Origin of the sequence: Skermanella sp. TT6 (genome assembly GCF_016653635.2) — a bacterium.
GTDB lineage: Bacteria > Pseudomonadota > Alphaproteobacteria > Azospirillales > Azospirillaceae > Skermanella > Skermanella cutis.
The window spans coordinates 5,874,718-5,897,338 of sequence record NZ_CP067420.1 but is presented as its reverse complement, the minus strand read 5'-3'; the positions used below and the strand labels follow the sequence as shown (position 1 = coordinate 5,897,338).

Genomic DNA, 22,621 nt, shown 5'->3' with positions numbered 1-22,621 from the left:
ATCTTGTTGCGGCACTCCATTTGTGTCACAAGGAAGCCGTTCGGAGATGCATGGCCTTGAAGCTGTTCCACATGGCACCGCCGGTCCGCCGGCTCGCCGCCGCCCTTTTCTGCCTGACCCTGCTCGGCGGGGGCCGGGTCCATGGCGAGGTGCCGGTTTCCGGGCCGCCGGACCAGGGCGCCGGCGCTGTCGTGTTCGCCTATGGCCGTTTCGGCGAGGACCAGTACGGCCCCGTCAGCATCGGGCTGGACCAGTTCGAGCAGCACCTGGAGGAACTGGCCGACGGCGCCTATACGGTGATGCCCCTGCCGGCGGTCCTCGACAGGTTGCGGCGGGGCGCCCCCCTGCCGGACCGGACGGTGGCGCTGACCATCGACGACGCCCACCGCTCCGTCTACCGCGAGGCCTTCCCGCGGCTGAAGAAGGCCGGCCTGCCCTTCACCCTGTTCGTGGCGCCGGACCCGATCGATGCCGGCGCCGAGACCCACATGACCTGGGCGCAGGTACGGGAGGTCGCGAGGGCGGGCGCCGCCATCGGCGTGCTGCCGGCCGCCGGCCTGTCGATGCCCCAGCGCACGGTGCAGCAGAACGCCGCCGACCTGGCCAGGGCGGTGGAGCGGGTCGAGGCGGAGCTGGGCGTGCGGCCGACCCTGCTGGCCTATCCGTTCGGCAGCTACAGCCTCGCGGTAAGCGACCTGGCGCGGCGCCAGGGGTTCGACGCCGCGTTCAGCCAGTCCTCGGGCGTGGCGCATGCCCGTTCCGATGCGCTGGCGCTGCCCCGTTTCTTCATGAACGAGTCGTTCGGCGGCATCGACCGCTTCCGGCTGGCCGCCAACGCCTTGCCGCTCGCGGTCGCCGACGTGACGCCGGCCGACCCGATGCTGCGGTCCCCGCCGGCGCTGAACCCGCCCAGCGTCGGCTTCACCGTCACCGGGGAGCTGCGGGACCTGGACCGGCTGGCCTGCTTCGTGTCGGGCCAGGGCCGGGCGACGCTGGAACGGCTCGACGGCAACCGGATCGAGCTGCGGATCGCCGAGGAGATGCCCCCCGGCCGGACCCGGCTGAACTGCACGCTGCCGGCGGCCGACGGCCGCTGGCGCTGGTTCGGCATGCAGTTCCTGGTGCCGGACCCGTGACAGGTGCCCGGAAGGGCGCCGCTCAGTAGGCGGCGTTCTGGCGGACTTCGACCACTTCGGGGATGTAGTGGCGCAGCATGTTCTCGATGCCGGCCTTCAGGGTCGCGGTCGAGCTGGGGCAGCCGGCGCACGAGCCCTTCATGTTGAGGTAGACGACGCCGTCCTCGAATCCCTGGAAGGTGATGTCCCCGCCGTCCTGGGCCACCGCGGGGCGGACCCGGGTGTCGAGCAGTTCCTTGATCTGGGCGACGATCTCGTCGTCGTCCTCGTGCGCGGCGTTGTCGTCGGCGGCCGTCTCGATCAGGACGGGGCGTCCGGCGGTGAAATGCTCCATGATGACGCCCAGGATGGACGGCTTCAGAAGGTACCAGTCCCGGTCCTCGCCCTTGGTGATGGTGACGAAGTCGCCCCCCAGGAACACGCCGGCGACGCCGTCGATCTCGAACAGCCGTTGCGCCAGCGGCGAGCGGGCTGCATCCCCGGGCGTCGGGAAGTCGGCCGTGCCCCGCCCGAGGACGTCGCGCCCGGGCAGGAATTTCAGGGTCGCGGGGTTGGGGGTCTGTTCGGTCTGAATAAACATGTATCTCTCCTTCCCACCATCATCACTGGCGAGCTTCCTCGGAAATGGGCAGGATCGTATCGCAGATCAAGCATAACCAGCGCCGGCGAAAGGATACCGCGGGACCGCCATGATCACCGAGCCGACCCTCGACGCCAGCCCGAGCCCTCCGGAAGTCGGCGCGATCCTCAGCCGGATGGAGCTGATCGACTGGCTGATGGAGGACGGCAGGCGGTCCGCCAGCATCGCGGCGCTGCTCGACGCCTTCTGCAAGCGGCTGATCGAGGGCGGGGTGCCGCTGTTCCGCGCGGCCTGGCAGGTGCGCATGCTCCATCCGCAGATCCGCGGCATCACCTTCAACTGGCTGAGGGACCGGGACGGCGTCGAGGAGATCGAGCGCGAGCACGGCACCGAACTCCGGCCCGAATACCTGAACAGCCCGATCGGCGCGATCATCGAGGGCGGGGCCGACGCCATGCGGTACCGGATCGAGCAGCTGGAGCCGCCCTACCCCTATACGATCCTGGACGACCTGAAGGCGCAGGGCGGCACCGACTACGTGGCCATGCCCATGCGCTTCTCGACCGGCCGGCTGAACGTCGCGACCTGGACGTCCAACCGGCCCGGCGGCTTCACCTCGGACCAGCTCACGCTGATCTACGACGTGATGCCGGCGCTCTCCACCGTGCTGGAGACCATGGCGCTGCGGCGGCTGGCGGTCAACGTGCTGGACACCTATGTCGGGCGCGAGGCCGGCACCCGCATCCTGTCCGGCGATATCCGGCGCGGCACCGGCGAGACCCTGCGCGCCGTGCTGTGGTACTGCGACCTGCGGGGCTTCACCAGCCTGGCGGACCGGCTGCCGCTGGCCGACCTGATCGGCCTTCTGAACGGCTATTTCGAGATCATGGGCGGCGTCGTGCAGGCGCGCGGCGGCGAGATCCTGAAATTCATCGGCGACGCCATGCTGGCGATCTTCCCGCTGCCGGAGGGGACGGCGCCGGACGGCAAGGTCCATGACGCGCTGGACGCAGCATTGGAGGCGGTCGGCCAGATGGAGGCCCGCAACCGCGAGCTCCAGGCCTGGGGGCTGCCGACCCTGAAGGCCGGCATCGCCATGCATGTCGGCGACGTCATGTACGGCAATATCGGCGCGCCGGACCGACTGGACTTCACCGTGATCGGGCCGGCGGTCAACCTGGTCAGCCGGATCGAGGGACTGTGCGCCGAGATGGGCCGGCCGATCCTGACATCGGAGGCGTTCGCGTCGGTCTGCCCGGCGCGCCTGACCTCGCTGGGCTACCAGCCGGTCAAGGGCCTGAGGGAGCCGATCCAGGTGTTCGGCCCGGCGGCGTGACGCCGACCGCCGATCGGCAGGGTATCGGGCTCTCCCGCAGGTCGGCTACAGCGATTTCCGATCAGGTTGAACCGCTTCGGTCCCCACGGCCTGCCGTTCCAATCGCCGCGCTGTATTGCGCCATGGGCGCAACCTACGGCTCGATGCAGGGCGGAGGTGATGCGGGCCGATGATCGTAGGTTGCGCCCATGGCGCAACGCATCGGATGAGCCGCCCCGGGCGGACCGACCTGATCGGGCACGACTCCAGAGCGCAGCGGCGGCCGACGGCGACGCACCGGATTCGTCGGGTGCTTTTTCGGGCGTCTTGGTCAGCGAAACTCAGTTCTGGGCACCCAAGACCGCTCAGGTGATCAGGTCGAGCTGTTCGCGCCTCAGGCTGCCCGGCACCAGGGTCAGGGGGATGCGCAGCTTGCCGACGCCCTTGCCGGCCAGGTGGGTGACCAGCGGACCGGGGCCTTCCGGGCCGGTGCCGGCGGCCAGCACCAGGATCGAGATCGACGGCTCCTCGTTGATAAGGCCCAGCAGCTCGTCGCGCCGCTCGCCCTCGCGGACATAGAGGATCGGCAGGGTGCCGGTGATCTCGTTCACCTGCTTGGCGTGGCGCTGGAGCACCTGCTCCGCCTCGGTCCGGCGCTCCTCCCGCATGATGTCCTCGACCGCGATCCAGTGCTGGAAGTCGCTGGGCTCGATCACGTAGAGCAGCGCCACCCGGCCTCCGGTATTGCGCGCCCGGAGGCAGGCGTAGGTCAGCGCGATGTTCAGCTCCTCGCTGTCGTCGACCACCACCAGGAAGATGCGCTGGTGAGTGGTCGAAGCCGTGGTCCCGGGATCGCTCATGTCACACCTTTCGGAAGATCGCGCCGGCCAGCCAGCCGGCCGCCACCGCGAAGATTATGGCCGAGATTCCGTACAAAGTGGACTGCCTCACCGCGAACTCGAAGATCTCGGCGCTGAAACCCACCTTGCTGACCGTCAGCGGCGTGGTCTGGGCGCTGACCACGTCGCCGTCGCGGATCAGGAAGACGCTGACCGTGTAGGCCCCGGTCGGCACGTTGGCCGGGAAATAGACGTTGGTGCGGAACAGCCGCTCGCCCAGGAAGGCGACCTGGCCGTGCGCGGTGCCGTACAGGCCCAGCTCCTGCTTGTTGCGGATCAGCGCCTCACGGAACTCCCGCACCCGGTCGGGTGCCGCGCGGCTGGACGCGGCGGGAACCAGCCGAAGGTGCGACAGGCCGATCTCGTGCCGGGCCAGCACGGCGTCGCCGACGATCTGGTCGAGCGGGCGGTTGGTCGCGACGCTGTAGAAACTGGGCGCCTGCTGGAATTCCATGCTGGCGGCGTTGATCCAGATGCCGGCGATCCGCGACTTGCGCCGCACCATCACCTCGCTGGGCGGGCCCTGGACGACCACGGCCACGTCCCCCGGGCCGTCGATGGCGCCGAACAGCACGACCTCGGTCCCGACGAAGCCGGTATTGATCGCGATCAGGTGGTTCGACAGGTCGGCGACCAGGGACTGCGCCCAGGCGCTTCGCGGCAGCTGCCCGCTCGCGGCCAGGAGGGCCAGCAGGAGGGCGGACAGGACCGCCGCGGCGATCCCGGCCTGAACGGATGGGCGCGTCACCGTCCGGGCCTCACCGGTCCACCGGGACCGTGATGGAGTAGAGATTGGGCGGCGGCACGACAAGGTCGAAGGCGAGCCGCAGGGCCACGGCGACGACCAGCAGCGCCAGCAGCGCCCGCGCCTGCTCGCCGCGCAGGTAGCCGCTGGCCTTGGTGCCGAACTGGGCGCCGATCACGCCGCCGACCAGGAGCAGCAGGGCCAGCATCACGTCCACCGTGTTGTTGGCCGCCGCCTGGAGGAAGGTGGCGATGGCGGTGGTGAAGATGATCTGGAACAGCGAGGTGCCGGCCACCATGGCGGTCGGCATGCCGAGCAGGTAGATCATGGCGGGCACCAGCAGGAAGCCGCCGCCGATGCCCATGATCGCCACCAGCAGCCCGCCGACGAAGCCGATGCCGCCGGGCAGCAGCGCGCTGATGAACAGGCGCGAGCGGTGGAAGCGCATCTTGAACGGCAGCCCGTGCAGCCAGGTGTGCTTGTGCAGCTTGCGCCGGACGGCGGCCTTGCGCCCGCGCAGCAGCGCGCCCACGCTCTCGATCAGCATCAGCCCGCCGATCACGCCCAGGAACAGCACGTAGGACAGCGCGATCACCAGGTCGATCTGGCCCAGCTCCTGGAGGATGCCGAAGATCCAGACGCCCAGCGCGGTGCCGAAGGCCCCGCCGACCAGCATGACCAGCCCCATCTTGACGTCCACGTTCTTGCGCCGCCAGTGGGCGAGCACGCCGGAGACGCTGGCGGCGACCAGCTGGTTCGCCTGGGTCCCGACCGCGATCGCCGGCGGGACGCCGATGAAGATCAGCAGCGGGGTCATCAGGAACCCGCCGCCGACCCCGAACATGCCGGACAGGAAACCGACGACTCCCCCCATGGTCAGGACGAGCAGCCCGTTGACGGACATTTCTGCAATGGGAAGATAGACTTGCATGGTCGGCGGGGTACCGGAGGACGGGCCGGTACCTTAACCTTACGGACGGGGCCGGCAAAGAGCTTTCGGGGTCCGGTCCGGGGAGGAAGCCATGGAACGACGCATCGCGATCGCCGCCGCCCTGTCCTGCATGCTGGCGGCCGCCGGCGGCCGCGCAACGGCCGCGGAGTGGCCGCCCCCGGTGCCGGCCGGGCTGGATGCCTATACGCTGTGGGACCGGTGGCCCTATCAGCGGATCGGCGTCCGGGCCTACATGGATTCCACCTTCGACCGCGAGGGCGGCAACCGCACCGCCGACGCCTCCCACTTCCTGTACGGCGAGCGGCCGGACTTCAATGTCGCGCTCGACGTGCCGGGTCCCGGAATCCTCTATTTCGTGCGGACGAACCACTGGCACGGCAGCCCGTGGCACTACGAGGTGGACGGCACCGACCATGTGGTGCGGGAGACCAGCACCGACGGGCCGGAATCGCCGACTCCCGGCTCCACCTTCCAGCCGGTCGAGGCGCTGCCGCCGCCGCTGGCCTGGTCCTGGCCGACCACCCGGGGCGCCGACCTCAACTGGGTGCCGGTCCCGTTCGAGCGGTCGCTGCGCCTGGCCTACGGGCGGACCCACTACGGCACGGGCTATTTCATCCATCACCGCTTCGCCGAGGGGACGGCCCTGTCCTCCCGGCCCCCGCCGTTCGACCTGCGGACGCGGCCGGACCCGTCGGTGCTCGACCTGATCGGGCGGTCCGGCACCGACATCGCCCCGCCGGGGACGGCTGTTTCGGAGCGGGCGGCGCTCGATCCCGGCAAGCCGCTGACCCTGTTCCGGCTGGACGGACCGGCCATGGTCCGGGCGCTCAAGCTGACCGTGCCGCGCGACCGCGCGCTCGAGCTGTCCGATGCCCGGCTGAGGATAACCTGGGATGGCAGGGCGGAGCCGTCGGTGGACGCGCCGCTGGCGCTGTTCTTCGGGGCGGGGCTGCTCTACAACCGCGACGACTCGGAATACCTGGTCAAGGCGTTCCCCTCGGCCATCCGCTACGACGGCGACCGGGTACACCTGGACTGCTATTTCCCGATGCCGTTCTTCCGCGGGGCGGTGGTGGAGCTGGTGCCGCCCGCCGGCCTGGCGGCGCCGGTGGAGCTGGCGGCGGAACTGCGCCACGAGCCGTTCCGCGACCGCCCGTCGGCGGTCGGGTATTTCCACGCCACCTACCGGGACCATGGCGGCGGCGAGCCGGGCCGGGACCATGTGCTGCTCGATACGCGCGGGATCGAGGGCAGCCGGGACTGGTCGGGCTCGTTCGTCGGCACCTCGTTCACCTTCACCGACCGGGCCGAGCTCCGGACGCTGGAGGGCGACCCGCGCTTCTTCTTCGACGACGCGAAGAACCCGCAGGGCCATGGCACCGGCACCGAGGAATGGGGCGGCGGGGGCGATTACTGGGGCGGGCGGACCATGACGCTGCCCTTTGCCGGCCATCCCACGGGCGCCCCGACCCCCGCCGAGGCCAAGGCGCCCGCCGACCTGGTCCATTCCGCCTACCGGTTCCTGCTGGCCGACCTGTTCCCCTTCGGCCGGAACGCCCGCATCCAGCTGGAGCATGGCGGGACCAACGACATGGCCGAGCGTTACCGGACCGTGACCTACTGGTACGGGCTGCCCGCCGCCTCGCTGGCCCGGACCGACGCGCTGGAGATCGGCGACCCGGCGTCCGAGCGGGACCACGGCTACCGATCGCCCGACGCCTCGGCGCCCCGCGCGCTGACCTCGCGCCGCAGGGGGGTTCCCGATCCCGGCCAGGAGACGCGGACGGTCCGCTACACGAAGGGAACGTCGGAGTTCACGCTGGGCATCCTGCCGGACAACCACGGGGTGATGCTCCGCCGCACGCTGGACTACGGCATGCCCGACCAGCGCGCGGCGGTCTTCGTGGCCGACGGCGCCGCCGCCGAGCCGGTCTGGGAGCCGGCCGGCACCTGGCACCTCGCCGGGTCGGACACGGTCTACCACAGCTTCCCGCCGGGCGAGCTGGACCCGCCGGCCCCCGTGGTGGTGACCGCCGGCCGCCGGCTGGCCGAGGACGAGTTCCTGCTGCCGCTGCACCTTACCCGGGGCCGCTCCTCGATCCGCGTCCGGGTCGCGTACGAGCCGGTCGGCCGGCCGCTGCTGCCGGGCATGCCCGTCCCGGAGTCGGCCTGGTCGGAAATCGGGTACGAGGCCTGGTGCTGGGTGGAGCCGGCTTTCGACCCGGGACGCTGACGGCGCCCTTCCCAGCGGCCGGCATCTCGGCTAGACCCTCCCCATCATGAGTTTCGCGCGCGCCATCGCCACCGTCGGCGGATTGACCATGCTCAGCCGGGTGGCGGGGTTCGCCCGCGACATCCTGACCGCCGCCGTGCTGGGGGCGGGGCCGGTCGCCGACGCCTTCTTCGTGGCGTTGAAGCTGCCCAACTTCTTCCGCCGGCTGTTCGCGGAGGGCGCCTTCTCCGTCTCCTTCGTGCCGATCTTCTCGGCCGAGCTGGAGCGCAAGGGCCGGGCCGCGGCGCAGGCCTTCGCGGAGGAGGCGCTGGCCGTGATGCTGACGGTGCTGCTGCCCTTCGTGCTCGTCATGGTGGCGCTGATGCCGTGGCTGATGCAGGGGCTGGCGCCCGGCTTCGCGGACGAGCCGGCCAAGTTCGCGCTGGCGGTCGATTATGCCCGCATGACCTTCCCGTACCTGCTGCTGGTCTCGCTGGTGGCCCTGCTGGGCGGGGTGCTGAACTCGCTGGAGCGCTTCGGGCCGTTCGCCGCGGCGCCGATCGCCTTCAACCTGACCCTGATCGCGGCGCTGCTGCTGGCGCGCGGGACCGGCGTGTCGGCCGGGTACGCCATGTCGCAGGCGGTGACGCTGGCCGGCGTCGTCCAGCTGGTCTGGCTGGCGGCGTCCTGCCATGCCGCGGGAATCAGCCTGCGCCTGCCCCGGCCGCGCCTGACGCCGCGGGTCAGGCGGCTGTTCGTCCTGATGGCGCCGGGGGCGATCGGCACCGGGGTGATGCAGATCAACCTGTTCGTCGACATCGTGCTGGCCTCGCTGCTCCCCTCCGGGGCGGTATCGTTCCTCTATTACGCCGACCGGCTGAACCAGCTGCCGCTGGGCGTCATCGGCATCGCGATCGGGACGGCGCTGCTGCCGGTGCTGTCGCGCCACGTCGTGGCCCGCGACCACGACGCGGTCCGGCATTTCCTGAGCCGTGCGCTGGAATTCGCCCTGGCGCTGGGGCTGCCTGCGGCGATCGCCCTGGTGGCCGTGGCCCACCCGATCATCCATGTCCTGTTCGAGCGCGGCGCCTTCGGCCCGGAGGAGACCGCGGCGACCGCCTGGGCGCTGGCGGCCTATGCGATCGGCATCCCGGCCTACGTGATCGTGAAGGTGCTGAACGCCGCCTTCTTCGCCCGTCACGACACGTCGGCGCCGGTCCGGGCCGCGATCGTCGTGGCGGTCGCCAACGCGGCGCTGGGGCTGGCGCTGATCGGCGTCCTGGGCCATGTCGGCATCGCGCTCGCCACCGGCGCGACCGCCTGGCTGAACGCGGGACTGCTGGGCTGGATGCTGCACCGCCGGGGTCATTTCGACATCGACGCCCGCCTGCGCGGCCGGGCCCCGCGCCTGCTCTTCGCCGGCCTGTCCATGGGCGCCGCCCTGGTCGGCGCGGCCTGGATGCTGGAGCCGTGGCTCGCCGGGCCGTCGGTCGTCCGGGCGACCGCGCTCGCGGCGCTGGTCGGCATCGGCGCCGCGGTCTATTTCGCGGTCGCCCACGGCATCGGCGGCATGCGGCTGGGCGAGATCGGCATTCTGCTGAAGCGGGCTCCCGGCGGGTCGGGCGCGGCTTGACCGGCCCGGCGCCAGGGGAGATAACAGCCGGCGCCCAGCACGGGGCTTGAGCTTTCAGGGTAGTGGAGACGACCAGTGAACCGCATCTTCTCGGGCATGCAGCCGACCCGCCAATTGCATCTGGGCAATTACCTGGGCGCGCTGCGCAACTGGGTCTCCTTGCAGGACCAGTTCGAGAGCATCTTCTGCATCGTCGACCTGCATGCCCTGACGCTGCCGCAGGACCCCGCCGTGCTGCTGGGCAACACCCGGGAGGTCACGGCCGCCTACATCGCCGCCGGCATCGATCCGGAGCGCTGCATCATCTTCAACCAGGCGGCGGTCGCGGCCCATTCCGAGCTGTCCTGGATCCTGTCGTGCCACACCCCGATGGGCTGGCTGAACCGGATGACCCAGTTCAAGGAGAAGGCCGGCAAGCACCGGGAGAACGCGGCGCTGGGCCTCTATGCCTATCCCGTGCTGATGGCGGCGGACATCCTGGTCTACAAGGCGACCCACGTGCCGGTCGGCGAGGACCAGAAGCAGCACCTGGAGCTGGCGCGGGACATCGCCGGCGCCTTCAACCGCCATTACGACAAGGACTTCTTCCCGCTGCCCGAGCCGCAGATCCTGGGCGAGGCGACCCGCGTCATGTCGCTGCGCGACGGCACCAAGAAGATGAGCAAGTCGGACGAGTCCGACTATTCGCGCATCAACCTGACCGACGACGCCGACACCATCGCGCTGAAGGTGCGCAAGGCCAAGACCGATCCGGACCCCCTGCCGGAGAGCGTCGAGGACCTGGAGAAGCGGGCCGAGGCGGACAACCTGGTGACGATCTACTCGGCCCTGGCCGGCACCTCCCGCCAGGACACCCTGGACCGGTTCGCCGGGCAGCAGTTCAGCGGCTTCAAGGGCGCGCTGGTCGATCTGGCGGTGGACAAGCTGGCGCCGATCAGCACGGAGATGAACCGGCTGATGTCGGACGTCGGCGAGATCGACCGCATCCTGCGCCGGGGCGCCGACAAGGCGAACGCGATCGCGTCGGCCAACCTGGCGGACATCAAGGACATCATCGGCCTGCTGCGCCCCTGATCACAGCCGCGGAGCGTCATGACCCGCATCCTGGTGACCGGCTTCGAGCGGTTCGGCCCCAATGACCTGAACCCCTCCGCCCTGCTGATGGACCGGCTGTCCGGCAGGGACGGGGTCGTGGCCGCCGTGCTGCCGGTCGAGTACGGCACCAGCGTCGCGCGGTTCGAAGCCCTGCTGGAGCGGCACCGGCCGGACGCCGCCATCGCCTTCGGCCTTGCCCGCTGCACCGACCGGATCCGGCTGGAGCGGGTGGCGCTCAACCTGGACGAGGCGGCGGCGCCGGACAATGCGGGCGTGGTCCGGAACGGCCTGCGCATCGCGGAGGACGGGCCGGTGGGGTACTGGTCGTCGCTGCCGGTGGACTCGATGATCGCGGCGCTGGAGGCGGCCGGCCTTCCCGTAATAGGGAGCGGGCACGCGGGCGGCTATGTCTGCAACCACCTGTTCTACGGCGTCAGGCACGGCATCGAGCGGCGTGGATCGGCGATGCCGATGGGTTTCGTCCACCTGCCGCCGCTGCCCGGGCAGGTGGCAGGCGAGGCGGGCCGGACCGGGATGGACCTCGACGCCCAGGAGCGGGCGGCGGTCATCCTGCTGGATACCCTGGGGGTAATGTTGAAGGCCGGCATCGCGTAGGTCGGCCTCGGCCCGAAGGGACGACGCCGACAACATGCATGAGCGTCGGCGCCCGGTGTCGGCGTTCGCCCTGCGGGCGAAGGCCGACCTACGCAACAACTTGCGCGAGGATAGACGTCATTCCGCCGCGATCGGTCGGACACCAACCAGCCGCTCGTAGTGATAGGTCAATTGCTCGATCCTGCCGAGCAACTGCTGATTGGTCGTTTCCAACGTCTCCCTGATTACGCTCCCGTCGCGTTCCCACCGGGCGATACCGGCCTTGATTTCGGCCGCCTCGCGGCGCAGTTCATCTACTTGGCTTTCAATGCCCACGAGCTTGCCGAGCAAAGCCGTCAGAAGATCCTTTGCTTCCTGGTCCATCATCCCTCCCGCGAGAATACCACCCGAGAAAGTATGAAAATCACTCCATAGTATGTCGATAGGCAATCCTCATATGAATGAGGGAATAGTAAACCCGGCTCCCGCCACGTCTCGACACCATCGTTCTCAGCCAATTGGTTGAGGTTGCAATCTCGGCGTAACGAGCTAGGTTTTGGCGCCGTCGCTGAAAAGTGCGCCATCGCTATTTATACCGGTGATTGAATAATGGAGCTTCGATAGTGCCGACCTTGGACCTGTCCGACCCGGCCGTCTACAGGTCGCTGTTCGAGGCTTCTCCCAATCCCTATGTCCTGCTTGACCGCAACCTCACCATCCTCGGCTGCAACGGCGCCTATCTGAACGTCACCGGGCGCACCCGCGAGCAGATCGTCGGACGCAACATGTTCGACGCCTTCCCCGGAGGCGACAACGAGGCGCAGCTCCGGGCCTCGTTCGATCGGGTGCTGCGGACGCGGCAGGTGGACGCGATCGCGGTCATCCCCTACGCCATCGCCCGGACCACGCCCGAGGGGACCGTGATGGAGGAGCGTTTCTGGAGCGCCACCCACACGCCCCTGCTCAACCATCTGGGCGGCGTGGGCCTGATCCTGCAGCACACGGTGGACGTCACCGAACTGCATCGCCTGAAGGAGGCGGTCGCCCTGGGCGACGGCGGCGACGTGCCGCCGGGACCGCGCGAGCAGCTGGAAAGCGACCTGATGCGCCGCGCCCAGGCCGTCCAGAGGACCAACCTGACCCTGGACGCCGAGCTCGACCGGCTGCACAGGCTGTTCACCCAGGCGCCCGGCTTCATCGCGGTCATCAGCGGTCCGGACCATGTGTTCGACCTCGCCAACGACGCCTATTACAGGCTGGTCGGCCGCCGCGACATCCTCGGCAAGCCGGTGCGCGAGGCGCTTCCGGACGTGGAGGGCCAGGGCTTCTACGAGCTGCTGGACCATGTCCACGCGACCGGCCAGGCGTTCGTCGGCCGCGACATGCGCCTGCTGGTCCAGCCGGACCCCGATGCGACGGCTACCGAGCTGTTCGTGGATTTCGTCTACCAGCCGGTCCTGAAGCCGGACGGCTCCGTTTCGGCCATCTTCGTCCAGGGCCACGACGTGACCGACCGCAAGCGGGCCCGGGACGAGCTGATGCGGTACCAGACCGACCTGGAGGCGCTGGTGCGGGAGCGCACCCTGGCGCTGGAGAAGAGCGAGGCCGAGCGCGTCCAGGCCGAGGCGGCGCTTCGCCAAGCCCAGCGGCTGGAGGCGATCGGCAAGCTGACCGGCGGCGTGGCCCATGATTTCAACAACCTGCTCCAGGTGATCGGCAGCAACCTGGACCTGCTGCAGCACGAGTTCATAGGCAATCGAGGCGGCGATCCCGCCTCCACCGCGCGCCGGCTGGATTCGGCGATGGGCGCCGTCCAGCGCGGCGCCCGGCTGGCGTCCCAGCTGCTCGCCTTCGCCCGCCGGCAGCCGCTGGAGCCGCGTCCGGTCAGCCTGGGCCGCCTGCTGCGCGGCATGGACGACCTGCTGCGCCGGGCGCTGGGCGACGGGATCGAGGTGGAGACGGTGATCGCCGGCGGGCTGTGGAGCATGCTGGCCGATCCCAACCAGGTCGAGAACGTGATCCTGAACCTGGCGATCAACGCCCGCGACGCGATGGACGGCACCGGGCGGCTGACGCTGGAAGCCGGGAACGCGATGCTGGACGACCTCTACGCGCTCCAGCATCCGGAGGTCACGGCGGGCCAGTACGTCATGCTGGCGGTGTCGGACACCGGCTGCGGCATGTCCCCGGACGTGATGGAACGGGCGTTCGAGCCCTTCTTCACGACCAAGCCGGAAGGCAAGGGCACCGGGATGGGCCTGGCCATGGTCCACGGCTTCGTCAAGCAGTCCGGCGGCCATGTCAAGCTCTACAGCGAGGTCGGGCACGGCACGACCGTGAAGATCTACCTGCCGCGGTCCCGCCAGGCCGCGGAGGAACCGGCGCCGGAACTGCGCGGCGGTCCGGTGGCGGGCGGCACCGAGACCGTGCTGGTGGTCGAGGACGATCCCCAGGTGCGCGCGGCCACGGTGGAGATCCTGGCGGGCCTGGGCTACCGGGTGCTCCAGGCGGCCGACGCGCAGAGCGCCCTGGCCGTCATCCGCAGCGGCGTGCTGGTCGACCTGCTGTTCACCGACGTGGTGATGCCCGGCCCGCTGCGGAGCCCGGACCTGGCGCGGCAGGCGCGCGAGACGCTGCCCGACCTGGCCGTCCTCTTCACCTCGGGCTACACCGAGAACGCCATCGTCCACGGCGGCCGGCTCGATCCCGGCGTGCAGCTCCTGAGCAAGCCCTACCGGCGGGAGGACCTGGCGCGCCGGATCCGCCACCTGCTGGCCAACCAGCGGCAGCGGCAGGCCGCGCGCCCGGTTCCGCTGGCGCTGCCGCCGACGGCTGCCCGGCCGGACGAGCCGCCGCAGGGGCTGCGCGTGCTGCTGGTGGAGGACGACGGGATCATCCAGGCCTCCACCGCGGACATGCTGGAGGCCCTGGGGCATACCGTCACGGCCGTGTCGGACGCCGATGCCGCCCTGCGCGTGCTGGAGGGCGGCGGGATCGACGTGCTGTTCACCGATGTCGGCCTGCCGGGACGGTCCGGCCTGGAGCTCGCCCGCGAGGCGATGGAGGGCGATCCCGGCCTGCGGGTCATCGTCGCCTCGGGCTACGGCGGCACCGTCCGGGACGGCCGGGGGGAAGCGGGGCTGGACGCGGTGTTCCTGCCCAAGCCCTATACCCGCAACGGCATCCGCAAGGCGTTCCAGTCGCTGGCGAAGCCGGCCTGAGCGGGGCCATGCCGCGCATCCTGAACGAGCGCCCTTCCGACGCCCCGGCGTTGCCGTCCGTGGACCGCCGGGTCTTCAGGCTGATGCTGCCGTTCCTGTGGCCGCGCGACGACCGCGGGCTGCGGGTCCGGCTGGCGGTGTCGATGACGCTGCTGTGCCTGACGGCGGCGCTCAACGCGACGGTGCCGATCCTGTTCGCCCGCGCGGTGGACAGGATCTCGGTCCCGGCGGGGACGGAGCTGGCGGCGGTGCCGGTCGCCCTGCTGCTGGCCTACGGCGCCATGCAGTGGCTCGCCAAGGTGTTCAACGAGCTGCGCTGGGCGCTGTACGGACCGATCGAGCAGCGGATGCAGCGCCACATGGGCTTGGCCGTGTTCCGCCATGTCCACGAGTTGAGCCTGCGCTTCCACCTGGGCCGGCGCACCGGCCAGATCAGCCGGGTGCTCGACAACGGCATGCGCGGCATCCGCGAGCTGCTGTTCGACGTGGTCTTCCTGATCCTGCCGCTGTTCGCCGAGATCGCGATCATCTGCGCGGTGCTGCTCGGGTCGTTCGGCGCGGCCTTCGCCGGGATCACCGTGGCGACCCTGGCGCTCTACGGGGTCTGCCTGGTGATCGGGTCGGAATGGCTGCGCCGCCGCCAGCGCAAGGCGGTCGCGGAAGGCGCCGAGGCCCACGGCAAGGCGGTGGACAGCCTGCTGAACTATGAGACGGTCAAGTATTTCGGCAACGAGGAGCATATCGCCGGACGCTACGAGGGGGCGCTTCGCGAGGTCGAGCGGCTGACCGTCAACGCCATGCTGTGGCGCAGCCTGACCGGAATCCTCCAGGTCTCGATCCTGGGGGCCGGGCTGACCGCGATGATCCTGCTGGCGGCGTCCGAGGTGGCGGCCGGGGCCATGACGGTCGGCGACTTCGTGCTGGTCAACACCTACCTGCTCCAGCTGATCCGCCCGCTCGACCGGCTGGGCCAGCTCTACCGCTCGATCAAGCAGTCGCTGACCGACGTGGAACAGATGCTGGAGCTGCTGAACCAGCCCGCCGAGGTGGCCGACGCGCCGGACGCCGTTCCCCTGCCCGCCGGTCCCGGCCGGCTGCGGTTCGAGCGGGTCGGCTTCGCCTACGACCCGCGCCGGCCGGTGCTGAGGGACGTCTCGTTCGAGCTGCCGCCGGGCGGGACGCTGGCGATCGTGGGGCCGAGCGGCGCCGGGAAATCGACGATCGGGCGCCTGCTGTTCCGGTTCTACGACCCGACGTCGGGCCGCATCCTGTTCGACGGCGCCGACATATCGTCAGTGACCCAAGCGAGCCTGCGCGCCGCCATCGCCGTGGTTCCCCAGGACACGGTGCTGTTCAACGACACCATTTTGTACAACATCGCGTTCGGCCGGCCGGGAGCCTCGCGCGCGGAGGTCGAGCGGGCCGCCCGCCTGGCCCGGATCCACGACTTCGTCGCCGGCCTGCCCGACGGCTACGACAGCCTGGTCGGCGAGCGCGGGCTGAAGCTGTCCGGCGGCGAGAAGCAGCGGGTCGCCATCGCCCGCGCGATCCTGAAGCGGCCCCGCCTGTTCCTGTTCGACGAGGCGACTTCCGCGCTGGACAGCCACACGGAGCTGGCGATCCAGCAGAGCCTGCGCGAGGTCAGCCGCGGCACCACCACGGTCGTGATCGCCCACCGGCTATCCACCGTGGTCCATGCCGACGAGATCCTGGTGCTGGAGGACGGCCGGGCGGTGGAACGCGGCACCCATGCCGCCCTGCTGGCGCGGGACGGCGCTTACGCGGCGCTGTGGGCGCGCCAGCAGGCCGACCGCGACGCGGCGGAGTGAGGCTTGGGGTTTTTTGCCACAGATAACGGCGATGGGCAGCGATGCCGCCCGGGTGGCGTCTCTTTCTACTTCTTATACTTCTTATACTTCATATACTTCATGTACTTCATGCGCGGGCTTGACCCGCGCATCCACGCGCAAACCGGCGTGAAGGAGTTCGCGCGTGGATGACCGGATCAAGTCCGGTCATGATGAAATGGAAAATTCTCGCTTGTCCGGCCCGCCGTGGATCACCATCGGTCATCGCTCAGCGGCGGCTGCGGGCCAGGACGGCGAGCTGGAAGAAGGCGCGGGCGCAGATGGTCTCGTCGGGCATGTTGGTGCGCTTGCAGTCGGCTTCGGCGTCGGTCAGGCGGTCCAGGCCCTGGCGGAGCGCCGCCGGGGTCCAGCGCCGGACCTGTCCGGTGAACTGGTTCTTGACCTTGAAGAACAGCGGCGGGCGCAGGGTGGCGACGGCGCGCTCCACCGAGTCGCCCTTCTCCACCTGGGCCACGACCAGCTGGAGCCGCTGGAAATGCCGCTGGGCGGAGCGGAGGATCGGCACCGGGCTCATGCCCTCCGCGAACAGGCGGCGCAGCGCGCGGTCCACCCCGGCGAAGTCGCCGTCCCCGGCGGCCCAGGAGGGCGCGTCCATCTCCAGCGCGCCGCTGTCGCCGATGCAGGCCTGGGCGTCCTCCAGCTCGACCCGGCGGGCATCCCCGCCCATGTAGGTCACCAGCTTCTCGATCTCGCCCCGCGCGATCAGCCGGTCGCCCACCAGGTTGGCCGCCAGGAAGTCGCGGGCGTCGGCGCTGACCGTCAGCTTGTGCGCCGCCAGCATGCCGGCGATGGTGTCGGCCAGCGCCGCCTCGTCCTCCACGTAGCAGGGGATCGGGGCGCCGGCCGGGGCGTTCTCGAACAATGCCCGCAGCTTCGACCCCTTGGACAGGTCGCCGGCCTCGACCACCACCATGCTGTCGCCGCCGGGCAGCGACTCGAACAGGGAGGCGAAGGCGCCGGTCACGCCGTCGTCGGCGTCGCGGATGCGGATCAGGCGCCTGCCGCCGGTCAGGGACAGGGCGGCCACCTCGTCGGCCAACCGCGCCGGGTCCTTCGCGATGGCGGAGCCGAGCATGTCCACCACGCGGAACGGGTCGTGCTGGTCCTCGACCACGCCGCGCGAGACGGTGTCGGCCCGTTCGCGCACCAGCCCGCCGTCGGGGCCGTAGAACAGCACCGCCCGGACGTTGGGGTCGGGGCGGCGGACGAACCCCTCGATCCGGCCGGCCGGTATCTTCATCGCCTACACCATCCGATCGGCCGCCGGGTCACACCACCACATTGACGATGCGGTTGGGCACGTAGACCAGCTTACGGACCGGCTTGCCGTCCATGGCCCGCTGCACGTTGGCGTCGGCCAGCGCCGCCTCGCGCGCGGCGTCCTCGGCGGCGTCGCGCGGCAGCGGGATCTGGGCGCGCAGCTTGCCGTTGACCTGCACCGCGACCACGACGCTCTCGTCCACCACCAGGGCGGGGTCGGCCTCGGGCCAGGGCGAATCGGTCAGCAGGGTCGAATGGCCCAGCCCCTGCCACAGCTCCTCGCCCAGGTGCGGCATCATCGGGCCGATCAGCTTGACCAGCGTCTCGTAACCTTCCCGCAGCACCCAGTCCTCGCCGGCGCCCTTGCCGTCCAGCTCGGCCAGCGCGTTGGTCAGTTCGCGGACCCGGGCGACGGCCTTGTTGAAGCGGAACTTCTCGACGTCGTCGCCGAAGCCGTCGATGGTCTTGTGGACGATCCGGCGGACCGCCTGCCCCTTGCCGGAAATCTCCGCCGGGGCGGGAGCGCCGGCCGGGGCCAGGGGCACCACCGGCTCGGTGATCAGGCGCCAGACGCGGGCGACGTAGCGCCAGGCGCCGTCGATGCCCGACTCGGTCCATTCCAGGTCGCGTTCCGGCGGGCTGTCGGACAGCAGCAGCAGCCGCATGGTGTCCGCGCCGTAATTGTCGATGATGTGCTCCAGGCCGACGACGTTCTTCTTCGACTTGCTCATCTTCTCGAGCCGGCCGGCCTCCACCGCCTCGCCGGTGCCGCGCTTGACGGTCAGGCCGTCCCGCTGCTCGACCTCCTCCGGATAGAGCCACTGGCCGGAGGCGTCGCGGTAGGTCGCGTGGGTCACCATGCCCTGGGTCATCAGCCCCTCGAAGGGCTCGGCCACGGCGAGATAGCCGCAGTCCTTCAGGGCGCGGGTGAAGAAGCGGGAATAGAGCAGGTGGAGCACCGCATGCTCGACGCCGCCGATATACTGGTCGACCGGCAGCCAGTAGTCCGCCGCCCCCCGCTCGAACGCGGCCGTCGTGTCGTGCGGCGAGCAGAAGCGCGCGAAGTACCAGGAGCTTTCGAAGAAGGTGTCGAAGGTGTCGGTCTCCCGCCGGGCCTCGCCGCCGCAGGACGGGCAGACCGTGTGCTTCCAGGTCGGGTGATGGTCCAGCGGGTTGCCCGGCTGGTCGAAGCTGACGTCGGTCGGCAGCTCCACCGGCAAATCCCGTTCCGGGACCGGGACGATGCCGCACTTGTCGCAGTGGATCACCGGGATCGGGCAGCCCCAGTAGCGCTGGCGGCTGACGCCCCAGTCGCGCAGGCGGTAGATGGTGGTGCCCTCGCCCTTGCCGGCCGCTTCCATGCGCTCGATCACGGCGCGCTTGGCGGCCTCGACCTCCATCCCGTCCAGGAAGGCGGAATTGGCCAGATGGCCGGGGCCGACATAGGCCTCGGTCCCGACCTCGAACGCGGCCGGGTCGGCACCGTCGGGGACGACCACGGGCAGCACGGGCAGGCCGTACTTGCGGGCGAAGTCCAGGTCGCGCTGGTCGTGGGCGGGGCAGCCGAAGATGGCGCCCGTGCCGTATTCCATCAGCACGAAATTGGCGACGTGGACCGGCACGGTCCGGCCCTCGACGAAGGGATGGATCGCCTTCAGCCCGGTGTCGAAGCCCAGCTTCTCCGCCGTCTCGATCGCCGCCTCGCTGGTGCCGATGCGGTTGCATTCCGCGATGAAGGCGGCGAGGCCGGGATTGGACGCCGCCAGCCGGGCCGCCAGCGGATGGTTGGGCGACACCGCGACGAAGCTGGCGCCGAACAGCGTGTCGGGCCGGGTGGTGAAGACCTCTATCTTCTCCGGATCGTCCGCCAGGTCGAAGGTGAAGCGCAGGCCGGAGGACTTGCCGATCCACTTCTCCTGCATGGTCCGGACCTTGTCCGGCCAGCGGTCCAGCGTGCCGATGGCGTCGAGCAGCTCGTCGGCGTACCGGGTGATCTTCAGGAACCACTGGCTGAGCTTGCGCTTCTCGACCGGCGCGCCGGAGCGCCAGCCGCGCCCGTCGATCACCTGCTCGTTGGCGAGCACGGTGTTCTCGACCGGGTCCCAGTTGACCCAGCTCTCCTTGCGGTAGGCCAGGCCGGCCTTCAGGAAGTCCAGGAAGATCTTCTGTTCGTGGCGGTAATATTCGGGCGCGCAGGTCGCGATCTCGCGCGTCCAGTCATAGGCCAGGCCCAGCGTCTTGAGCTGGGCGCGCATGGTCGCGATGTTCTCGTAGGTCCAGGTCGCGGGATGCACCTTGTTGGCGATCGCGGCGTTCTCCGCCGGCAGGCCGAAGGCGTCCCAGCCCATGGGATGGAGCACGTTGAAGCCGCGCGCCCGCTTGTAGCGCGCCACCATGTCGCCGATGGCGTAGTTGCGGGCGTGGCCGACATGGAGCCGGCCCGACGGGTACGGGAACATCTCCAGCACGTAGTATTTCGGCCGGTCGGGGTCCTCGTGGGCGACGAAACTGCCCCGCTCGTCCCAGACCGCCTGCCACTTCGCTTCCGTTTCCTTGGAGTTGTACCGCGACATGAACCATCCCTCACCGCGCCCCGATGCCCAAGCAGGGCGGGCGACGCATCACCGAACCAATGCACTATCGACTATCGTCGGCCCCGGCCGATCGTTCCCGCCGGAGCCCTGAAAAAACCCGCCGGCCGGGACGCCTACCGGCTGTCGGCGGTCTGCGCGATCCGGATCTGGCGGGCGCGCGTCAGGATGGTGTCCTCCAGCCGGCTCGCCGTCTCGGTGCTGACGCCGGAGTCCCGCCATTCGCCGCCGTTGGGTCCGGTCCCGGCGCGCTGCTGGCGGAAGACGCTGACCCGCACCCCATCGGCCCGGAGCTGCCGGTCGAGGATGTAGAGGTTGACCTTGAACCGCTCGTTCGGGGTTTCCGGCGGGGAATACCAGTCGGTCAGGATCACGCCGCCGAACGGATCGGCCGAGGCGATCGGCATGAAGGCCAGCGTGTCGAGCGAGGCGCGCCACAGGTAGCTGTTGACGCCGATGCCCTGGCCGTCCTGCGGCCCCGACTCGGCGCGGCGCGGGCCGAGCAGCGTGAAGCCGCCCTCGCCGCCGAGCAGGCTGCCGTAGCGGTACCGCTTGTCCTCGTCCGGATCGGGGAACTTGGCTTCCGGCTGGACGCCGCCGCAACCGCTCAGCAGCAGCGTTGCGCCGAGCACGCCCAGCAGGGCTGCGGCCGACTTGCGCCGGGTCGGCGCCCCCGGGATGTTGCGCGTCCGGGCGGTGGAAAGCGGAAAACGGGCCATTTTGTCTGACATCTCTGCGGTTCGGGCGCCGGAAATTAGACCAAAGGCGTGTGCGAGCGCAAGCGATCGGTCAAGCGGGATGCTCCGGCGGCCTGCGGCCCTTCCGCCCGTTCCGGCTCGCCGGGCGATGGTCGGGCCGAGCCCGGTCATGACGGATGTGGGGAGCGGGGGCCTGTTGGGAAGGGGGAGCGGGTCCGCGCCGGCCTCATGCCCTCCTCCCTTCCCCTGCCCGGTCATGATGGAAAAGGGGAGCGGAAGCGGCTCGGTGCGCTCTCCGACTCTCCCGCTTCCCTTCCGCTTCCTTTCCTCCCCATTCGATAGGGGTAGGGAAGGTTTTGCCTCCCCTCCCTCCGAACCGTGCGGGCGGTTTTCCCGCACACGGCTCTCCAGTCGTGGCTTTCCTCATCGGGAGTGTCTCGCTTGCCTGAGGGCTGTCGAGAGGGTGAACAGTCCCCTGGTCGCGAAGTAGGCATTGGTCCATTGCCGATGGTCTGCATAGCTTTTCCCGAAGCCTGGGCGTCGGGATTGCTTGCGCAGCATCGCCCTCAGGCGTCTGCGGATGAACTTGTCCAGTTGCGTGAAGAGGCGGGCTCGAGCATGTTTGAAGTAGCCGAACCACCCCCGCAGCACCGGATTGAGATCCGCGATGACGTGATCCAGGCTGACGCCCCGGCTGCGGCCGGTGCGGGCCCGGATCTTGTCCTTGAACGCCTTCAGGCTCTTGTCCCGCACGTATCGGCGTCCCGCCTCGAAGCGGTAGCCGAGGAAGTCGAAGCCCTGGCCGGGTTGCCGGCAGTCTCCGACGTGCGTCTTGTCGGGATGGAGCGTCAGGCCGTTGTCGGCCACCCAGGCTTGCACCCGGGCCAGGGCCGCGCGGGCCTGCGCCTCGTCCCGGCACAGGACGACGAAGTCGTCCGCGTAGCGGATCATGCGGTAGCCTTCGGCTTCCATCAGCTCGTCCAGCGGGTGCAGGTACAAGTTGCTCAGGATCGGTGAGATCACCGCCCCTTGCGGAGCTCCCGCGACCGGTGTCCATCGTGCCGTTTCCGTCATGATGTCCTGCTGGAGGAAGCTGTCGATCAACTCCAGGACGCGCCCGTCGCTGATCAGGTCGCCGAGCCGGGCCATGAGGTCCCGGCGCGGGATCGTGTCGAAGTACCGTTCCAGGTCGGCGTCCACCACCCAGGCGTATCCGTCCTTGAGCGCCCGGTCGACCGCGCGCAAGGCATCCTTGCAGCCGCGGCCGGGGCGGAAGCCGTAGCTGCCGTCCCGGAACCGGGCTTCGAGGATGGGCTCGATCGTCAGCTTGAGAGCCGTCTGGACGATCCGGTCCTTGACCGTGGGGATGCCCAGGGGGCGGGTTTTGCCGTCCCCCTTCGGGATCTCCACGCGCCGGACCGGGCTTGGCCGGTAGCTGCCGCTGTTCAGGTCCTCGTGCAATTCCCGCAGGTACCGATCCGCCTGGAGCGTGAACCGGGCGATGCTCTGCCCGTCCACGCCCGCCGCCCCCTTGTTACGCGCGACACGCCGCCACGCGCACTCCAGGGTCGCCGGCCGGATCGCTTTGTCGATCAGGCTGTACCATTTGCCTCCTTTGACGCCGTTGCCCAGCGCCGACACCATGGGGCCGGTCCAGATCGACGCTTCCACCCAGCTCCAATCCCGAGCCTGGGCTTCCGTCCCTTGTTTAGCCGTTACCGGCACTCCCGGAACTGTTCCTTGCGTCATCCCCGTCCTTCCCCGTTCCACTTCCTGCCTCCCTTCCCTCGGGCCGGTTTTGCTATCCGTCCCTCTCCGGCGC

General features: G+C 69.9%; 17 protein-coding genes. 8 read left to right on the top strand and 9 right to left on the bottom strand.

Annotation, left to right across the window (positions count from 1 at the left end):
• Window positions 1-50 precede the first annotated feature (50 nt).
• Window positions 51-1,136, top strand: a complete 1,086-nt coding sequence (locus tag IGS68_RS27555) for a polysaccharide deacetylase family protein (RefSeq protein WP_247881102.1) — start codon at window positions 51-53, stop codon at window positions 1,134-1,136.
• Window positions 1,137-1,158: 22 nt separating this feature from the next.
• On the opposite strand, the gene IGS68_RS27550 is transcribed toward IGS68_RS27555, so the two are convergent.
• A complete protein-coding gene (locus tag IGS68_RS27550; RefSeq protein ID WP_201076184.1) occupies window positions 1,159-1,716 on the bottom strand; it encodes a NifU family protein in 558 nt (185 codons plus the stop codon).
• 109 nt (window positions 1,717-1,825) lie between these two features.
• Here IGS68_RS27550 and IGS68_RS27545 point away from each other — a divergent pair, with 109 nt between their 5' ends.
• On the top strand, window positions 1,826-3,052 hold the full coding sequence (locus tag IGS68_RS27545; protein WP_247881101.1) for an adenylate/guanylate cyclase domain-containing protein: 1,227 nt from the start codon (window positions 1,826-1,828) through the stop codon (window positions 3,050-3,052).
• A gap of 344 nt (window positions 3,053-3,396) precedes the next feature.
• Here IGS68_RS27545 and IGS68_RS27540 read toward each other — a convergent pair whose 3' ends face one another.
• The 3 genes from IGS68_RS27540 to IGS68_RS27530 are packed head-to-tail and all read right to left on the bottom strand — an operon-like array spanning window position 3,397 to window position 5,606.
• On the bottom strand, window positions 3,397-3,891 hold the full coding sequence (locus IGS68_RS27540; protein ID WP_201076182.1) for a universal stress protein: 495 nt from the start codon (window positions 3,889-3,891) through the stop codon (window positions 3,397-3,399).
• A 1-nt stretch (window position 3,892) separates the two neighbouring features.
• On the bottom strand, window positions 3,893-4,678 hold the full coding sequence (locus IGS68_RS27535) for a TIGR02186 family protein (protein ID WP_201076175.1): 786 nt from the start codon (window positions 4,676-4,678) through the stop codon (window positions 3,893-3,895).
• Window positions 4,679-4,688: 10 nt separating this feature from the next.
• A complete protein-coding gene (locus tag IGS68_RS27530) occupies window positions 4,689-5,606 on the bottom strand; it encodes a sulfite exporter TauE/SafE family protein (RefSeq protein WP_201076173.1) in 918 nt (305 codons plus the stop codon).
• A 91-nt stretch (window positions 5,607-5,697) separates the two neighbouring features.
• Between IGS68_RS27530 and IGS68_RS27525 the strand changes: the two genes are divergently transcribed.
• The 4 genes from IGS68_RS27525 to IGS68_RS27510 all read left to right on the top strand — a co-directional run bounded on the left by IGS68_RS27525 (window position 5,698) and on the right by IGS68_RS27510 (window position 11,182).
• Complete coding sequence (locus IGS68_RS27525) at window positions 5,698-7,860, top strand: DUF2961 domain-containing protein (RefSeq protein ID WP_201076171.1); 2,163 nt, start codon at window positions 5,698-5,700, stop codon at window positions 7,858-7,860.
• 46 nt (window positions 7,861-7,906) lie between these two features.
• Window positions 7,907-9,472, top strand: a complete 1,566-nt coding sequence (gene murJ / locus IGS68_RS27520) for a murein biosynthesis integral membrane protein MurJ (protein ID WP_201076169.1) — start codon at window positions 7,907-7,909, stop codon at window positions 9,470-9,472.
• 75 nt (window positions 9,473-9,547) lie between these two features.
• Window positions 9,548-10,546 carry a tryptophan--tRNA ligase gene (gene trpS / locus IGS68_RS27515; RefSeq protein WP_201076167.1) on the top strand — a complete coding sequence of 333 codons (999 nt, stop codon included), beginning with the start codon at window positions 9,548-9,550 and terminating at the stop codon, window positions 10,544-10,546.
• Window positions 10,547-10,564: 18 nt separating this feature from the next.
• On the top strand, window positions 10,565-11,182 hold the full coding sequence (locus tag IGS68_RS27510; protein WP_201076165.1) for a pyroglutamyl-peptidase I: 618 nt from the start codon (window positions 10,565-10,567) through the stop codon (window positions 11,180-11,182).
• Window positions 11,183-11,299: 117 nt separating this feature from the next.
• Here IGS68_RS27510 and IGS68_RS27505 read toward each other — a convergent pair whose 3' ends face one another.
• A complete protein-coding gene (locus IGS68_RS27505; protein ID WP_201076163.1) occupies window positions 11,300-11,545 on the bottom strand; it encodes a hypothetical protein in 246 nt (81 codons plus the stop codon).
• Window positions 11,546-11,784: 239 nt separating this feature from the next.
• Here IGS68_RS27505 and IGS68_RS27500 point away from each other — a divergent pair, with 239 nt between their 5' ends.
• The gene (locus IGS68_RS27500) at window positions 11,785-14,382 is read left to right on the top strand and encodes a response regulator (RefSeq protein WP_201076161.1); all 2,598 of its coding nucleotides are present in this window, start codon (window positions 11,785-11,787) and stop codon (window positions 14,380-14,382) included.
• Window positions 14,383-14,390: 8 nt separating this feature from the next.
• Window positions 14,391-16,211, top strand: coding sequence for an ABCB family ABC transporter ATP-binding protein/permease (locus IGS68_RS27495; protein WP_201076159.1), 1,821 nt, complete (start codon window positions 14,391-14,393; stop codon window positions 16,209-16,211).
• Window positions 16,212-16,458: 247 nt separating this feature from the next.
• Here the strand turns inward: IGS68_RS27495 and holA are convergent, their stop codons facing one another.
• From holA to ltrA, 4 genes are all read right to left on the bottom strand, one after another.
• Window positions 16,459-17,490: a DNA polymerase III subunit delta gene (gene holA / locus IGS68_RS27490; protein ID WP_201076158.1), complete on the bottom strand. Its 1,032-nt coding sequence runs from the start codon at window positions 17,488-17,490 to the stop codon at window positions 16,459-16,461.
• 28 nt (window positions 17,491-17,518) lie between these two features.
• A complete protein-coding gene (leuS, locus tag IGS68_RS27485; RefSeq protein ID WP_201076157.1) occupies window positions 17,519-20,083 on the bottom strand; it encodes a leucine--tRNA ligase in 2,565 nt (854 codons plus the stop codon).
• Window positions 20,084-20,217: 134 nt separating this feature from the next.
• Window positions 20,218-20,832: a DUF3576 domain-containing protein gene (locus IGS68_RS27480; protein WP_247881100.1), complete on the bottom strand. Its 615-nt coding sequence runs from the start codon at window positions 20,830-20,832 to the stop codon at window positions 20,218-20,220.
• A gap of 390 nt (window positions 20,833-21,222) precedes the next feature.
• Window positions 21,223-22,470, bottom strand: a complete 1,248-nt coding sequence (gene ltrA, locus IGS68_RS27475) for a group II intron reverse transcriptase/maturase (protein ID WP_201071267.1) — start codon at window positions 22,468-22,470, stop codon at window positions 21,223-21,225.
• Between the last annotated feature and the right edge of the window lie 151 nt (window positions 22,471-22,621).

Excerpts from the sequence above, each read along its gene's own strand:
- IGS68_RS27555 (WP_247881102.1), top strand. The coding sequence starts at position 51 with ATGGCCTTGAAGCTGTTCCACATGGCACCGCCGGTCCGCCGGCTCGCC.
- IGS68_RS27550 (WP_201076184.1), bottom strand. The coding sequence starts at position 1,716 with ATGTTTATTCAGACCGAACAGACCCCCAACCCCGCGACCCTGAAATTC.
- IGS68_RS27545 (WP_247881101.1), top strand. The coding sequence starts at position 1,826 with ATGATCACCGAGCCGACCCTCGACGCCAGCCCGAGCCCTCCGGAAGTC.
- IGS68_RS27540 (WP_201076182.1), bottom strand. The coding sequence starts at position 3,891 with ATGAGCGATCCCGGGACCACGGCTTCGACCACTCACCAGCGCATCTTC.
- IGS68_RS27530 (WP_201076173.1), bottom strand. The coding sequence starts at position 5,606 with ATGCAAGTCTATCTTCCCATTGCAGAAATGTCCGTCAACGGGCTGCTC.
- IGS68_RS27525 (WP_201076171.1), top strand. The coding sequence starts at position 5,698 with ATGGAACGACGCATCGCGATCGCCGCCGCCCTGTCCTGCATGCTGGCG.
- murJ (WP_201076169.1), top strand. The coding sequence starts at position 7,907 with ATGAGTTTCGCGCGCGCCATCGCCACCGTCGGCGGATTGACCATGCTC.
- IGS68_RS27510 (WP_201076165.1), top strand. The coding sequence starts at position 10,565 with ATGACCCGCATCCTGGTGACCGGCTTCGAGCGGTTCGGCCCCAATGAC.
- IGS68_RS27505 (WP_201076163.1), bottom strand. The coding sequence starts at position 11,545 with ATGGACCAGGAAGCAAAGGATCTTCTGACGGCTTTGCTCGGCAAGCTC.
- IGS68_RS27495 (WP_201076159.1), top strand. The coding sequence starts at position 14,391 with ATGCCGCGCATCCTGAACGAGCGCCCTTCCGACGCCCCGGCGTTGCCG.
- holA (WP_201076158.1), bottom strand. The coding sequence starts at position 17,490 with ATGAAGATACCGGCCGGCCGGATCGAGGGGTTCGTCCGCCGCCCCGAC.
- leuS (WP_201076157.1), bottom strand. The coding sequence starts at position 20,083 with ATGTCGCGGTACAACTCCAAGGAAACGGAAGCGAAGTGGCAGGCGGTC.
- IGS68_RS27480 (WP_247881100.1), bottom strand. The coding sequence starts at position 20,832 with ATGTCAGACAAAATGGCCCGTTTTCCGCTTTCCACCGCCCGGACGCGC.